Consider the following 14,330-nt stretch of genomic DNA (forward strand, 5'->3'; position numbering starts at 1 on the left):
ATGAGCGGGCTTTTTTTTGAACAAAATTAGAGAATAACAATGCAAACACAAAAACCGACTCTCGAACTGCTAACCTGCGAAGGCGCTTATCGCGACAATCCCACCGCGCTTTTTCACCAGTTGTGTGGGGATCGTCCGGCAACGCTGCTGCTGGAATCCGCAGATATCGACAGCAAAGATGATTTAAAAAGCCTGCTGCTGGTAGACAGTGCGCTGCGCATTACAGCTTTAGGTGACACTGTCACAATCCAGGCACTTTCCGGCAACGGCGAAGCCCTCCTGGCACTACTGGATAACGCCCTGCCTGCGGGTGTGGAAAGTGAACAATCACCAAACTGCCGTGTGCTGCGCTTCCCCCCTGTCAGTCCACTGCTGGATGAAGACGCCCGCTTATGCTCCCTTTCGGTTTTTGACGCTTTCCGTTTATTGCAGAATCTGTTGAATGTACCGAAGGAAGAACGAGAAGCCATGTTCTTCGGCGGCCTGTTCTCTTATGACCTTGTGGCGGGATTTGAAGATTTACCGCAACTGTCAGCGGAAAATAACTGCCCTGATTTCTGTTTTTATCTCGCTGAAACGCTGATGGTGATTGACCATCAGAAAAAAAGCACCCGTATTCAGGCCAGCCTGTTTGCTCCGAATGAAGAAGAAAAACAACGTCTCACTGCTCGCCTGAACGAACTACGTCAGCAACTGACCGAAGCCGCGCCGCCGCTGCCAGTGGTTTCCGTGCCGCATATGCGTTGTGAATGTAATCAGAGCGATGAAGAGTTCGGTGGCGTAGTGCGTTTGTTGCAAAAAGCGATTCGCGCTGGAGAAATTTTCCAGGTGGTGCCATCTCGCCGTTTCTCTCTGCCCTGCCCGTCACCGCTGGCGGCCTATTACGTGCTGAAAAAGAGTAATCCCAGCCCGTACATGTTTTTTATGCAGGATAATGATTTCACCCTATTTGGCGCGTCGCCGGAAAGCTCGCTCAAGTATGATGCCACCAGCCGCCAGATTGAGATCTACCCGATTGCCGGAACACGCCCACGCGGTCGTCGCGCCGATGGTTCACTGGACAGAGATCTCGACAGCCGTATTGAACTGGAAATGCGTACCGATCATAAAGAGCTGTCTGAACATCTGATGCTGGTTGATCTCGCCCGTAATGATCTGGCACGCATTTGCACCCCCGGCAGCCGCTACGTCGCCGATCTCACCAAAGTTGACCGTTATTCCTATGTGATGCACCTCGTCTCTCGCGTAGTCGGCGAACTGCGTCACGATCTTGACGCCCTGCACGCTTATCGCGCCTGTATGAATATGGGGACGTTAAGCGGTGCGCCGAAAGTACGCGCTATGCAGTTAATTGCCGAGGCGGAAGGTCGTCGCCGCGGCAGCTACGGCGGCGCGGTAGGTTATTTCACCGCGCATGGCGATCTCGACACCTGCATTGTGATCCGCTCGGCGCTGGTGGAAAACGGTATCGCCACCGTGCAAGCGGGTGCTGGTGTAGTCCTTGATTCTGTTCCGCAGTCGGAAGCCGACGAAACCCGTAACAAAGCCCGCGCTGTACTGCGCGCTATTGCCACCGCGCATCATGCACAGGAGACTTTCTGATGGCTGACATTCTGCTGCTCGATAATATCGACTCTTTTACGTACAACCTGGCAGATCAGTTGCGCAGCAATGGGCATAACGTGGTGATTTACCGCAACCATATTCCGGCGCAAACCTTAATTGAACGCCTGGCGACCATGAGCAATCCGGTGCTGATGCTTTCTCCTGGCCCCGGTGTGCCGAGCGAAGCCGGTTGTATGCCGGAACTCCTCACCCGCTTGCGTGGCAAGCTGCCCATTATTGGCATTTGCCTCGGACATCAGGCGATTGTCGAAGCTTACGGGGGCTATGTCGGTCAGGCGGGCGAAATTCTCCACGGTAAAGCCTCCAGCATTGAACATGACGGTCAGGCGATGTTTGCCGGATTAACAAACCCGCTGCCGGTGGCGCGTTATCACTCGCTGGTTGGCAGTAACATTCCGGCCGGTTTAACCATCAACGCCCATTTTAATGGCATGGTGATGGCAGTACGTCACGATGCGGATCGCGTTTGTGGATTCCAGTTCCATCCGGAATCCATTCTCACCACCCAGGGCGCTCGCCTGCTGGAACAAACGCTGGCCTGGGCGCAGCAGAAACTAGAGCCAGCCAACACGCTGCAACCGATTCTGGAAAAACTGTATCAGGCGCAGACGCTTAGCCAACAAGAAAGCCACCAGCTGTTTTCAGCGGTGGTGCGTGGCGAGCTGAAGCCGGAACAACTGGCGGCGGCGCTGGTGAGCATGAAAATTCGCGGTGAGCACCCGAACGAGATCGCCGGGGCAGCAACCGCGCTACTGGAAAACGCAGCGCCGTTCCCGCGCCCGGATTATCTGTTTGCTGATATCGTCGGTACTGGCGGTGACGGCAGCAACAGTATCAATATTTCTACCGCCAGTGCGTTTGTCGCCGCGGCCTGTGGGCTGAAAGTGGCGAAACACGGCAACCGTAGCGTCTCCAGTAAATCTGGTTCGTCCGATCTGCTGGCGGCGTTCGGTATTAATCTTGATATGAACGCCGATAAATCGCGCCAGGCGCTGGATGAGTTAGGTGTATGTTTCCTCTTTGCGCCGAAGTATCACACCGGATTCCGCCACGCGATGCCGGTTCGCCAGCAACTGAAAACCCGCACCCTGTTCAATGTGCTGGGGCCATTGATTAACCCGGCGCATCCGCCGCTGGCGTTAATTGGTGTTTATAGTCCGGAACTGGTGCTGCCGATTGCCGAAACCTTGCGCGTGCTGGGGTATCAACGCGCGGCGGTGGTGCACAGCGGCGGGATGGATGAAGTTTCATTACACGCGCCGACAATCGTTGCCGAACTGCATGACGGCGAAATTAAAAGCTATCAGCTCACCGCAGAAGACTTTGGCCTGACACCCTACCACCAGGAGCAACTGGCAGGCGGAACACCGGAAGAAAACCGTGACATTTTAACACGTTTGTTACAAGGTAAAGGCGACGCCGCCCATGAAGCAGCCGTCGCTGCGAACGTCGCCATGTTAATGCGCCTGCATGGCCATGAAGATCTGCAAGCCAATGCGCAAACCGTTCTTGAGGTACTGCGCAGTGGTTCCGCTTACGACAGAGTCACCGCACTGGCGGCACGAGGGTAAATGATGCAAACCGTTTTAGCGAAAATCGTCGCAGACAAGGCGATTTGGGTAGAAGCCCGCAAACAGCAGCAACCGCTGGCCAGTTTTCAGAATGAGGTTCAGCCGAGCACGCGACATTTTTATGATGCGCTACAGGGTGCGCGCACGGCGTTTATTCTGGAGTGCAAGAAAGCGTCGCCGTCAAAAGGCGTGATCCGTGATGATTTCGATCCAGCACGCATTGCCGCCATTTATAAACATTACGCTTCGGCAATTTCGGTGCTGACTGATGAGAAATATTTTCAGGGGAGCTTTAATTTCCTCCCCATCGTCAGCCAAATCGCCCCGCAGCCGATTTTATGTAAAGACTTCATTATCGACCCTTACCAGATCTATCTGGCGCGCTATTACCAGGCCGATGCCTGCTTATTAATGCTTTCAGTACTGGATGACGACCAATATCGCCAGCTTGCCGCCGTCGCTCACAGTCTGGAGATGGGGGTGCTGACCGAAGTCAGTAATGAAGAGGAACAGGAGCGCGCCATTGCATTGGGAGCAAAGGTCGTTGGCATCAACAACCGCGATCTGCGTGATTTGTCGATTGATCTCAACCGTACCCGCGAGCTTGCGCCGAAACTGGGGCACAACGTGACGGTAATCAGCGAATCCGGCATCAATACTTACGCTCAGGTGCGCGAGTTAAGCCACTTCGCTAACGGTTTTCTGATTGGTTCGGCGTTGATGGCCCATGACGATTTGCACGCCGCCGTGCGCCGGGTGTTGCTGGGTGAGAATAAAGTATGTGGCCTGACGCGTGGGCAAGATGCTAAAGCAGCTTATGACGCGGGCGCGATTTACGGTGGGTTGATTTTTGTTGCGACATCACCGCGTTGCGTCAACGTTGAACAGGCGCAGGAAGTGATGGCTGCGGCACCGTTGCAGTATGTTGGCGTGTTCCGCAATCACGATATTGCCGATGTGGTGGACAAAGCTAAGGTGTTATCGCTGGCGGCAGTGCAACTGCATGGTAATGAAGAACAGCTGTATATCGATACGCTGCGTGAAGCTCTGCCAGCACATGTTGCCATCTGGAAAGCATTAAGCGTCGGTGAAACCCTGCCCGCCCGCGAGTTTCAGCACGTTGATAAATATGTTTTAGACAACGGCCAGGGTGGAAGCGGGCAACGTTTTGACTGGTCACTATTAAATGGTCAATCGCTTGGCAACGTTCTGCTGGCGGGGGGCTTAGGCGCAGATAACTGCGTGGAAGCGGCACAAACCGGCTGCGCCGGACTTGATTTTAATTCTGCTGTAGAGTCGCAACCGGGCATCAAAGACGCACGTCTTTTGGCCTCGGTTTTCCAGACGCTGCGCGCATATTAAGGAAAGGAACAATGACAACATTACTTAACCCCTATTTTGGTGAGTTTGGCGGCATGTACGTGCCACAAATCCTGATGCCTGCTCTGCGCCAGCTGGAAGAAGCTTTTGTCAGTGCGCAAAAAGATCCTGAATTTCAGGCTCAGTTCAACGACCTGCTGAAAAACTATGCCGGGCGTCCAACCGCGCTGACCAAATGCCAGAACATTACAGCCGGGACGAACACCACGCTGTATCTCAAGCGTGAAGATTTGCTGCACGGCGGCGCGCATAAAACTAACCAGGTGCTGGGGCAGGCGTTGCTGGCGAAGCGGATGGGTAAAACCGAAATCATCGCCGAAACCGGTGCCGGTCAGCATGGCGTGGCGTCGGCCCTTGCCAGCGCCCTGCTCGGCCTGAAATGCCGTATTTATATGGGTGCCAAAGACGTTGAACGCCAGTCGCCTAACGTTTTTCGTATGCGCTTAATGGGTGCGGAAGTGATCCCGGTGCATAGCGGTTCCGCGACGCTGAAAGATGCCTGTAACGAGGCGCTGCGCGACTGGTCCGGTAGTTACGAAACCGCGCACTATATGCTGGGCACCGCAGCTGGCCCGCATCCTTATCCGACCATTGTGCGTGAGTTTCAGCGGATGATTGGCGAAGAAACCAAAGCGCAGATTCTGGAAAGAGAAGGTCGCCTGCCGGATGCCGTTATCGCCTGTGTTGGCGGCGGTTCGAATGCCATCGGCATGTTTGCTGATTTCATCAATGAAACCAACGTCGGCCTGATTGGTGTGGAGCCAGGTGGTCACGGTATCGAAACTGGCGAGCACGGCGCACCGCTAAAACATGGTCGCGTGGGTATCTATTTCGGTATGAAAGCGCCGATGATGCAAACCGAAGACGGGCAGATTGAAGAATCTTACTCCATCTCCGCCGGACTGGATTTCCCGTCTGTCGGCCCACAACACGCGTATCTTAACAGCACTGGACGCGCTGATTACGTGTCTATTACCGATGATGAAGCCCTTGAAGCCTTCAAAACGCTGTGCCTGCACGAAGGGATCATCCCGGCGCTGGAATCCTCCCACGCCCTGGCCCATGCGTTGAAAATGATGCGCGAAAACCCGGATAAAGAGCAGCTACTGGTGGTTAACCTTTCCGGTCGCGGCGATAAAGACATCTTCACCGTTCACGATATTTTGAAAGCACGAGGGGAAATCTGATGGAACGCTACGAATCTCTGTTTGCCCAGTTGAAGGAGCGCAAAGAAGGCGCATTCGTTCCTTTCGTCACGCTCGGTGATCCGGGCATTGAGCAGTCATTGAAAATTATCGATACGCTAATTGAAGCCGGTGCTGACGCGCTGGAGTTAGGTATCCCCTTCTCCGACCCACTGGCGGATGGCCCGACGATTCAAAACGCCACTCTGCGCGCCTTTGCGGCAGGTGTGACTCCGGCACAATGTTTTGAAATGCTGGCACTGATTCGCCAGAAACACCCGACCATTCCCATTGGCCTGTTGATGTATGCCAATCTGGTGTTTAACAAAGGCATTGATGAGTTTTATGCCCAGTGCGAAAAAGTCGGCGTCGATTCGGTGCTGGTTGCCGATGTGCCAGTTGAAGAGTCCGCGCCCTTCCGCCAGGCCGCGTTGCGTCATAATGTCGCACCTATCTTCATCTGCCCGCCAAATGCCGATGACGACCTGCTGCGCCAGATAGCCTCTTACGGTCGTGGTTACACCTATTTGCTGTCACGAGCAGGCGTGACCGGCGCAGAAAACCGCGCCGCGTTACCCCTCAATCATCTGGTTGCGAAGCTGAAAGAGTACAACGCTGCACCTCCATTGCAGGGATTTGGTATTTCCGCCCCGGATCAGGTAAAAGCAGCGATTGATGCAGGAGCTGCGGGCGCGATTTCTGGTTCGGCCATTGTTAAAATCATCGAGCAACATATTAATGAGCCAGAGAAAATGCTGGCGGCACTGAAAGTTTTTGTACAACCGATGAAAGCGGCGACGCGCAGTTAATCCCACAGCCGCCAGTTCCGCTGGCGGCATTTTAACTTTCTTTAATGAAGCCGGAAAAATCCTAAATTCATTTAATATTTATCTTTTTACCGTTTCGCTTACCCCGGTCGAACGTCAACTTACGTCATTTTTCCGCCCAACAGTAATATAATCAAACAAATTAATCCCGCAACATAACACCAGTAAAATCAATAATTTTCTCTAAGTCACTTATTCCTCAGGTAATTGTTAATATATCCAGAATGTTCCTCAAAATATATTTTCCCTCTATCTTCTCGTTGCGCTTAATTTGACTAATTCTCATTAGCGACTAATTTTAATGAGTGTCGACACACAACACTCATATTAATGAAACAATGCAACGCAACGGGAGAAATAACATGGCCGAACATCGTGGTGGTTCAGGAAATTTCGCCGAAGACCGTGAGAAGGCATCCGACGCAGGCCGTAAAGGCGGTCAGCATAGCGGCGGTAATTTTAAAAATGATCCGCAACGCGCATCTGAAGCGGGTAAAAAAGGCGGTCAACAAAGCGGTGGTAATAAATCAGGCAAATCCTGATTCACCGTTAATTATTAATATCAGCTGATAAAGATAATTGCATCTGCGGGCCGTATGGCTCGCAGTGATTTCACTGGAGAAAAATATGAATATGAAGACCATTGAAGATGTATTTATTCACCTGCTTTCAGATACCTACAGCGCAGAAAAACAATTAACCCGGGCACTGGCAAAACTCGCAAGAGCAACATCAAATGAAAAATTAAGTCAGGCTTTTCATGCGCACCTCGAGGAAACTCATGGACAGATTGAACGTATTGATCAAGTTGTGGAGTCCGAATCGAACCTGAAAATTAAGCGCATGAAATGTGTGGCAATGGAAGGTCTTATTGAAGAAGCTAATGAGGTCATCGAAAGTACCGAGAAAAACGAAGTGCGTGATGCCGCACTGATTGCCGCAGCACAGAAAGTCGAGCATTATGAGATTGCCAGTTACGGGACATTAGCGACGCTGGCTGAACAATTAGGTTACCGTAAAGCAGCGAAGCTTCTGAAAGAAACCCTGGAAGAAGAAAAGGCCACCGACATCAAACTGACTGATCTGGCCATTAATAACGTAAATAAGAAAGCCGAAAATAAAGCCTGAAATATGAATTTTAACTTTTAGTCATTTTATAAAGAGGACATTTTCATGAATCGTATTGAACATTATCATGACTGGTTACGTGACGCCCACGCAATGGAAAAGCAAGCCGAATCTATGCTTGAATCCATGGCCAGCCGTATAGATAATTATCCTGAACTACGCGCTCGTATTGAACAACATCTTAGTGAAACCAAAAACCAGATTGTTCAACTGGAAACTATTCTTGATCGTAATGACATTTCACGTTCAGTCATTAAAGATTCCATGAGTAAAATGGCTGCGCTTGGGCAGTCAATCGGTGGTATATTCCCTTCTGATGAAATAGTCAAAGGCTCTATTAGCGGATATGTCTTCGAGCAATTTGAAATCGCCTGTTACACCTCACTATTAGCAGCAGCAAAAAATGCCGGTGATACAGCTTCAATTCCAACCATCGAAGCGATTTTAAATGAGGAAAAGCAAATGGCCGACTGGCTGATTCAGAATATTCCGCAAACAACTGAGAAATTTTTAATTCGCTCTGAAACTGATGGCGTAGAAGCGAAGAAATAATACCCTTTATACCATGTCCTTATTGACCCCGTATATTACGGGGTCGTTTTTGTGCGGAATTAAAAACGATATCCTGCTGAGAACATAAACACCCACGGATCGAGGCGTACGCTATCGTGTTGCTGTGCACCGCCCAGCTTATAATTGGCGGTGGTATCGATATCCATGTACCACACTGACATGTTAACCAACCAGTCACGGTTAATCAGATAATCAACCCCCACCTGCCCGGCAGCTCCCCAGGAATCTTTCAGACTGAGATCGGAAAGCCCTGCCTCTTTGCCATGATCGTTAAATCCATTATCAAAGAAGGTGGTGTAGTTAATACCTGCCCCAACGTAAGGACGGAATTTGCTGCTGGCATCACCAAAATACCACTGCGCCATCAGTGTTGGTGGCAGATGATGAACGGTTGCAATATCGCCGGTCGCCCGGGTGCCGATTTTATGGCGGAACGGCGTCGCTGCCAGTAATTCCACACCAATGTTGTCGGTCGCCATATAAGTAAACGTAAGGCCCAGTTGCGTGTTATTGGTCACGCTGAATCCACCCAGACTTCCTAACGTACCACCAGCACCTTCTGTTGGACGTACGGTTGCAGAACCTGCACGCATAAAAAATTCGCCTGCTTCATGCGCAAAGGCACTGCCAGAGAGAAGAGTTGTTACTGCCAAAGCCGCCACTGTTAACTTTTTCATATCCGCTCCGTCGTTATGGTTATAAAAACGTGACGAATATACCTACATTGGAGTAACAAATGATCCTACATAGATCACATTACATATGATAATTCACCCTTTATTGATCTGGATTAATTTAGAAGTTGCATTGAGAATCCTGGTTAATGTGATTTAAATCAATTTTTAAATATTTTCGCTACGCAAATATTAACTCGGTCGCCACTTGCCGCGATTTGCCCATGCCTGAAGGCCAGCAATTACCTCCGCTTTACAAAGATATGCTTTTCCATACAAGACCTGATGCTGCCACCCGAGGCTTAACCAGGGTACAATTGCCCGCTAATTAACACCTGCATAAAACTCAAGGAGAGTGCATGTCTATCACGGCGCAGTCCGTATACCGTGACACCGGAAATTTCTTCCGTAATCAATTTATGACCATTCTGTTGGTATCGTTGCTATGTGCGTTTATCACAGTGGTGTTAGGGCATGTTTTCTCACCCAGTGATGCACAGCTTGCGCAGCTCAATGACGGCGTGCCCGTTAGCGGCAGTAGTGGGTTGTTCGACCTGGTTCAGAATATGTCACCGGAACAGCAACAAATTTTGCTGCAGGCTTCAGCGGCGTCCACTTTTTCAGGATTAATCGGTAACGCCATTCTCGCCGGAGGCGTAATATTAATTATCCAGCTGGTGTCTGCGGGTCAGAGAGTCAGTGCGCTGCGAGCTATTGGTGCCAGTGCGCCGATATTGCCAAAGTTATTTATTCTGATTTTTCTGACTACCCTTTTAGTACAGATTGGCATCATGCTGGTGGTCGTTCCGGGAATTATCATGGCCATTTTACTGGCCCTGGCACCGGTGATGTTGGTACAGGACAAAATGGGCGTTTTTGCCTCGATGCGTAGCAGTATGCGGCTGACTTGGGCGAATATGCGTCTGGTGGCACCCGCAGTACTGAGCTGGTTGCTGGCAAAAACACTGTTGCTGCTTTTTGCCTCTTCTTTTGCCGCATTAACCCCGGAAATTGGTGCCGTACTGGCGAACACCTTGAGCAACCTGATTTCAGCCATATTGCTCATCTATCTGTTCCGCCTGTATATGTTGATTCGCCAATAACCTTAAGCATTTGATTACGGAATCGTAAAATGAAGCAGTTTCTTGATTTTTTACCGCTGGTTGTCTTTTTCGCGTTTTACAAGATTTATGACATCTATGCGGCTACTGCGGCGCTGATCGTCGCCACGGCGATTGTGCTTATCTATAGCTGGGTTCGCTTTCGTAAGGTTGAGAAGATGGCCCTGATCACTTTTGTTCTGGTGGTCGTCTTCGGTGGCTTGACGCTGTTCTTCCACAATGATGAGTTTATTAAATGGAAGGTTACTGTCATTTATGCTCTATTTGCGGGAGCCCTGTTAGTCAGCCAATGGGTGATGAAAAAGCCGCTAATTCAGCGGATGCTGGGTAAAGAACTCACGCTGCCGCAACCGGTATGGTCGAAGCTGAATCTGGCCTGGGCTGTTTTCTTTATCCTTTGCGGTCTGGCAAACATCTACATCGCATTCTGGCTGCCGCAAAATATTTGGGTCAACTTTAAAGTCTTTGGCCTGACCGCCCTTACCTTAATCTTCACATTGTTAAGCGGTATCTATATCTACCGCCACATGCCGCAGGAAGATAAATCCTAACCAGACTGCCAGTCCTTCGGGGCTGGCGCTGTATCTCCTCTGTTCTCCTCAGGAAAATCATAGTAGCATCGCGCCTGTGATTTTCCTTTTAAGTCGGTTTTACCATGTCTACAACACATAACGTCCCTCAGGGCGATCTTGTTTTACGTACTTTAGCCATGCCCGCCGATACCAATGCCAATGGTGACATCTTTGGTGGTTGGTTAATGTCACAAATGGATATTGGCGGCGCTATTCTGGCAAAAGAAATTGCCCACGGTCGCGTAGTGACTGTGCGGGTTGAAGGAATGACTTTCTTACGGCCGGTTGCGGTCGGCGATGTGGTGTGCTGCTATGCACGCTGTGTCCAGAAAGGGACGACATCGGTCAGCATTAATATTGAAGTGTGGGTGAAAAAAGTAGCGTCTGAACCAATTGGGCAACGCTATAAAGCGACAGAAGCATTATTTAAGTATGTCGCGGTTGATCCTGAAGGAAAACCTCGCGCCTTACCTGTTGAGTAATAGTCAAAAGCCTCCGGTCGGAGGCTTTTGACTTTCTGCTTACTGAATTTCGGTGGTGCCGTTAATTTTAAACAGGATATTCACCACAATCCCACTGCCTGGCTTACCCGGCTCATAACGCCATCTGCGCATCGCATTTTTCACCTCACGCTCAAACATGTTCGCAGGCTTGGCTGAGAGGATTTGTACGTTATCCACGCGACCATCCGGCGTAACGTCAAATTTAACTTTAACCTGCCCTTCAATGCGCAATGCCTGTGCTCGTGCCGGATACTGCGGCTGATTACGGCTTAATGCGCGTGGTCCTGAAGCCACACTGGTAACCGGCTTGCTGGTTGCAGCCGTTGCTGTACTTGATGTCAGGCGTGCCGGTGCCGTATTTTCAAACGGTGATGCCGGACGCGACTCTACGGGTTTGACATCGCGTTTTGGCTGCTCCTGTACCTTTTTCACCGGCTTCGGTTTTGGCTTAGGTTTCGGCTTCGGCTTTTCAATGACCACCGGTGCTTCTTTTGGCGGTTCGGGGATCGGCTCAGGTTCCGGTTCTGGCTCTACCACCGGCTCCGGTGGCGGCTGAACGGCTTGTGGCGGTTCGAGATCAGCAGGCGTAACCATCGTGACAGAAATCGGCTGCGCAGGCGCAGGTAGTTCAATAACCTGATGTACCGAGGTATAGAGCAGACCCGCCACAACAGCACCATGAATGCAGACCGAAAGTAACGTCGGCCAGGGGAAGCGGCGAGGTAAATCAAGGGTCATTGAAGTCATAATCATTTCAGTAGAAAAACCAGGTCTCGATTTTAAATGCAAATAGCAATCATATTCAATAAGGCAAGACGATCAGGATCAGTGAAAATGTCATTTTTGGCGTAATTACCCTTACTTTATGCATGGCCTTAACAAAGACATCATCTTTCCGTTGCAGATCTTCGCCCTTTCAAATAACGTACTTTACAACTTTCCCGAACAAGGAGTTGTGCCCGTGTTGTATGTTATTTACGCTCAAGACAAAGCTGATAGCCTCGAAAAACGCCTTTCCGTTCGTCCGGCACATTTAGCACGTTTACAGTTACTGCATGATGAAGGTCGTTTGTTGACAGCTGGTCCAATGCCAGCGGTAGACAGTAACGATCCAGGGGCTGCGGGATTTACTGGCTCAACCGTTATTGCTGAATTTGAATCGCTGGAAGCAGCTCAGGCCTGGGCCGATGCTGACCCGTACGTAGCGGCAGGAGTCTATGAACACGTTTCAGTGAAACCATTTAAGAAAGTGTTCTGAATAGAGATTCAATATTTAAGGGCACGGTTTTTGCAACCGTGTTCTTGTTTGGCCTTTCCTTATAGCCGGTCAGTGCATTCACCACCACAAGCAGATAATAACTTTATCTGTATTTCTTTATATGATGTGAGCATATTCAGGAAAAATGACCTTTCCTGAGGTACAGTTGCTCGCTCAAATCCTTTGATTACTGCGGATAAAGTCATCTACTATTGTTTAACACATTCACGCGCTGCATGTATGTTCAGAAAATGTGCACGCTAAGATAATTAAACAAAATTGTGGTTACAGAGGTATCAGTGAGTCACTGGGCTACATTCAAACAAACAGCAACAAATTTATGGGTGACCCTTCGGCACGACATTCTCGCGCTGGCCGTCTTTTTAAATGGATTGCTTATTTTTAAAACAATCTATGGTATGTCGGTCAATTTGCTTGATATTTTCCATATCAAAGCATTTTCAGAGTTGGATCTCTCCTTGCTGGCAAACGCCCCACTCTTTATGCTCGGCGTCTTTCTTGTCCTGAACTCCATTGGCTTACTGTTCCGGGCAAAGCTCGCATGGGCAATCAGTATCATTTTGTTGTTGATAGCGCTAATTTACACCCTGCATTTTTATCCCTGGCTGAAATTTAGTATTGGATTTTGCATTTTTACGCTGGTGTTTTTGCTGATACTGCGCAAAGACTTCTCCCACAGTAGCGCCGCAGCCGGGACAATTTTTGCATTTATTAGTTTCACGACATTACTGTTTTACTCAACCTACGGTGCGCTTTATTTAAGCGAAGGTTTTAATCCGCGAATAGAAAGTTTGATGACCGCGTTCTATTTTTCGATAGAAACCATGTCAACCGTCGGCTATGGCGATATTGTCCCTGTTTCTGAATCAGCACGATTGTTCACTATTTCGGTCATTATTTCCGGCATTACCGTTTTTGCCACATCTATGACCTCAATTTTTGGTCCGCTTATCCGCGGGGGATTCAACAAACTTGTAAAAGGAAACAATCATACAATGCATCGTAAAGATCATTTTATTGTTTGCGGACATTCGATTCTCGCCATCAATACGATCCTGCAACTGAATCAACGCGGACAAAACGTAACGGTTATCAGCAACTTGCCTGAAGATGATATCAAGCAACTTGAGCAACGCTTAGGCGATAATGCTGATGTTATCCCCGGTGACAGTAATGACAGTTCTGTATTAAAGAAAGCGGGAATCGATCGTTGCCGGGCCATTCTGGCGCTGAGTGATAACGATGCAGATAACGCGTTTGTTGTACTCTCGGCAAAAGATATGAGCAGTGATGTCAAAACAGTTCTCGCCGTCAGTGATAGCAAAAACCTGAATAAGATTAAGATGGTACATCCGGATATCATTCTCTCACCGCAACTGTTTGGCAGCGAAATTCTGGCGCGAGTTTTAAATGGTGAAGAGATTAATAATGATATGCTCGTTTCAATGTTGTTGAACTCAGGTCATGGTATTTTCAGCGATAACGATGAACTAGAAACGAAAGCTGACAGTAAAGAATCGGCGCAAAAATAGAGTTTAAAGACGGAAGAGTAAACTTATTGGGCACCGCAATGGTGCCCAGTACATTTAGATATTGTAGATCGCAAACAATAACGAGTTACGCTGTTTGTTTAGAATGCACTTCCTGATGCTGTGGATACGCATATTTCGGCGCGATTGCCCCTCAAGCCAACGCGATTTACGTCGGCTAGCCTGACGCTGCATGCGCCAGCGCCCCACTTCCGTTCTACTCCGCTTCATGTTAACTACTCTATGCAATAACAGAATGGTCATTATACCCCCACCCCCGACGCTGACCAGTGCTTTTCCCGCGTTTTTATTTGCCAGATGAATCCATATGCGTAAACTCATAACAATGCGCTTTCAAAAGGA

The 14,330-nt window shown here is 49.4% G+C and carries 16 protein-coding genes, 1 pseudogene and 1 other annotated feature (1 of these 18 cut by a window edge); of the genes and pseudogenes, 14 read left to right on the plus strand and 3 right to left on the minus strand.

Features of this window, described 5'->3' with window-relative positions; genetic code table 11:
- Positions 1-18: a sequence feature (Trp leader region), on the plus strand (it extends 76 nt beyond the left edge of the window).
- 21 nt (positions 19-39) lie between these two features.
- The 8 genes from trpE (at position 40) to KXD89_RS12405 (ending at position 8,268) form a co-directional block, all read left to right on the plus strand.
- Positions 40-1,602: an anthranilate synthase component I gene (gene trpE, locus KXD89_RS12370; RefSeq protein ID WP_001194582.1), complete on the plus strand. Its 1,563-nt coding sequence runs from the start codon at positions 40-42 to the stop codon at positions 1,600-1,602.
- On the plus strand, positions 1,602-3,197 hold the full coding sequence (gene trpD / locus KXD89_RS12375) for a bifunctional anthranilate synthase glutamate amidotransferase component TrpG/anthranilate phosphoribosyltransferase TrpD (RefSeq protein ID WP_000763511.1): 1,596 nt from the start codon (positions 1,602-1,604) through the stop codon (positions 3,195-3,197). The genes trpE and trpD overlap by 1 nt, the downstream gene beginning before the upstream one ends.
- Entirely contained in the window at positions 3,198-4,559 is a 1,362-nt protein-coding gene (gene trpCF / locus KXD89_RS12380) for a bifunctional indole-3-glycerol-phosphate synthase TrpC/phosphoribosylanthranilate isomerase TrpF (protein WP_000983871.1), read from the plus strand. It begins immediately after the preceding gene.
- Between the two features lie 11 nt (positions 4,560-4,570).
- Positions 4,571-5,764 carry a tryptophan synthase subunit beta gene (trpB, locus tag KXD89_RS12385; protein ID WP_000209520.1) on the plus strand — a complete coding sequence of 398 codons (1,194 nt, stop codon included), beginning with the start codon at positions 4,571-4,573 and terminating at the stop codon, positions 5,762-5,764.
- Positions 5,764-6,570 carry a tryptophan synthase subunit alpha gene (gene trpA, locus KXD89_RS12390; protein ID WP_000443067.1) on the plus strand — a complete coding sequence of 269 codons (807 nt, stop codon included), beginning with the start codon at positions 5,764-5,766 and terminating at the stop codon, positions 6,568-6,570. The genes trpB and trpA overlap by 1 nt, the downstream gene beginning before the upstream one ends.
- A 380-nt stretch (positions 6,571-6,950) precedes the next feature.
- Positions 6,951-7,130, plus strand: coding sequence for a general stress protein (locus tag KXD89_RS12395; protein ID WP_000807651.1), 180 nt, complete (start codon positions 6,951-6,953; stop codon positions 7,128-7,130).
- An 85-nt stretch (positions 7,131-7,215) separates the two neighbouring features.
- Positions 7,216-7,716, plus strand: a complete 501-nt coding sequence (locus KXD89_RS12400) for a ferritin-like domain-containing protein (RefSeq protein ID WP_001056490.1) — start codon at positions 7,216-7,218, stop codon at positions 7,714-7,716.
- Between the two features lie 45 nt (positions 7,717-7,761).
- Positions 7,762-8,268, plus strand: coding sequence for a ferritin-like domain-containing protein (locus KXD89_RS12405; RefSeq protein WP_001079505.1), 507 nt, complete (start codon positions 7,762-7,764; stop codon positions 8,266-8,268).
- A 59-nt stretch (positions 8,269-8,327) separates the two neighbouring features.
- Here the strand turns inward: KXD89_RS12405 and ompW are convergent, their stop codons facing one another.
- Positions 8,328-8,966, minus strand: a complete 639-nt coding sequence (gene ompW / locus KXD89_RS12410) for an outer membrane protein OmpW (protein WP_000737226.1) — start codon at positions 8,964-8,966, stop codon at positions 8,328-8,330.
- A gap of 239 nt (positions 8,967-9,205) precedes the next feature.
- Here ompW and KXD89_RS12415 point away from each other — a divergent pair.
- The 4 genes and pseudogenes from KXD89_RS12415 to yciA form a co-directional block, all read left to right on the plus strand.
- A pseudogene (locus tag KXD89_RS12415) lies at positions 9,206-9,295 on the plus strand (YkgJ family cysteine cluster protein); the annotation flags it as partial.
- A 27-nt stretch (positions 9,296-9,322) separates the two neighbouring features.
- Entirely contained in the window at positions 9,323-10,066 is a 744-nt protein-coding gene (locus KXD89_RS12420; RefSeq protein WP_000028545.1) for a YciC family protein, read from the plus strand.
- 29 nt (positions 10,067-10,095) lie between these two features.
- Positions 10,096-10,635, plus strand: a complete 540-nt coding sequence (locus KXD89_RS12425) for a septation protein A (protein WP_000808667.1) — start codon at positions 10,096-10,098, stop codon at positions 10,633-10,635.
- 104 nt (positions 10,636-10,739) lie between these two features.
- A complete protein-coding gene (gene yciA, locus KXD89_RS12430) occupies positions 10,740-11,138 on the plus strand; it encodes an acyl-CoA thioester hydrolase YciA (protein WP_000108160.1) in 399 nt (132 codons plus the stop codon).
- A gap of 39 nt (positions 11,139-11,177) precedes the next feature.
- Here yciA and tonB read toward each other — a convergent pair whose 3' ends face one another.
- Positions 11,178-11,897 carry a TonB system transport protein TonB gene (tonB, locus tag KXD89_RS12435; protein ID WP_001360141.1) on the minus strand — a complete coding sequence of 240 codons (720 nt, stop codon included), beginning with the start codon at positions 11,895-11,897 and terminating at the stop codon, positions 11,178-11,180.
- A 223-nt stretch (positions 11,898-12,120) separates the two neighbouring features.
- Between tonB and KXD89_RS12440 the strand changes: the two genes are divergently transcribed.
- Entirely contained in the window at positions 12,121-12,417 is a 297-nt protein-coding gene (locus KXD89_RS12440; protein ID WP_000967595.1) for a YciI family protein, read from the plus strand.
- Positions 12,418-12,716: 299 nt separating this feature from the next.
- Entirely contained in the window at positions 12,717-13,970 is a 1,254-nt protein-coding gene (gene kch / locus KXD89_RS12445; protein WP_001295624.1) for a voltage-gated potassium channel protein, read from the plus strand.
- A gap of 54 nt (positions 13,971-14,024) precedes the next feature.
- Here kch and KXD89_RS12450 read toward each other — a convergent pair whose 3' ends face one another.
- Positions 14,025-14,198 (minus strand): YciY family protein, encoded by a 174-nt coding sequence (locus KXD89_RS12450; protein ID WP_001309467.1) that lies wholly within the window; start codon positions 14,196-14,198, stop codon positions 14,025-14,027.
- Between the last annotated feature and the right edge of the window lie 132 nt (positions 14,199-14,330).

It is taken from the genome of Escherichia sp. TC-EC600-tetX4 (assembly GCF_019356055.1).
Lineage (GTDB): Bacteria > Pseudomonadota > Gammaproteobacteria > Enterobacterales > Enterobacteriaceae.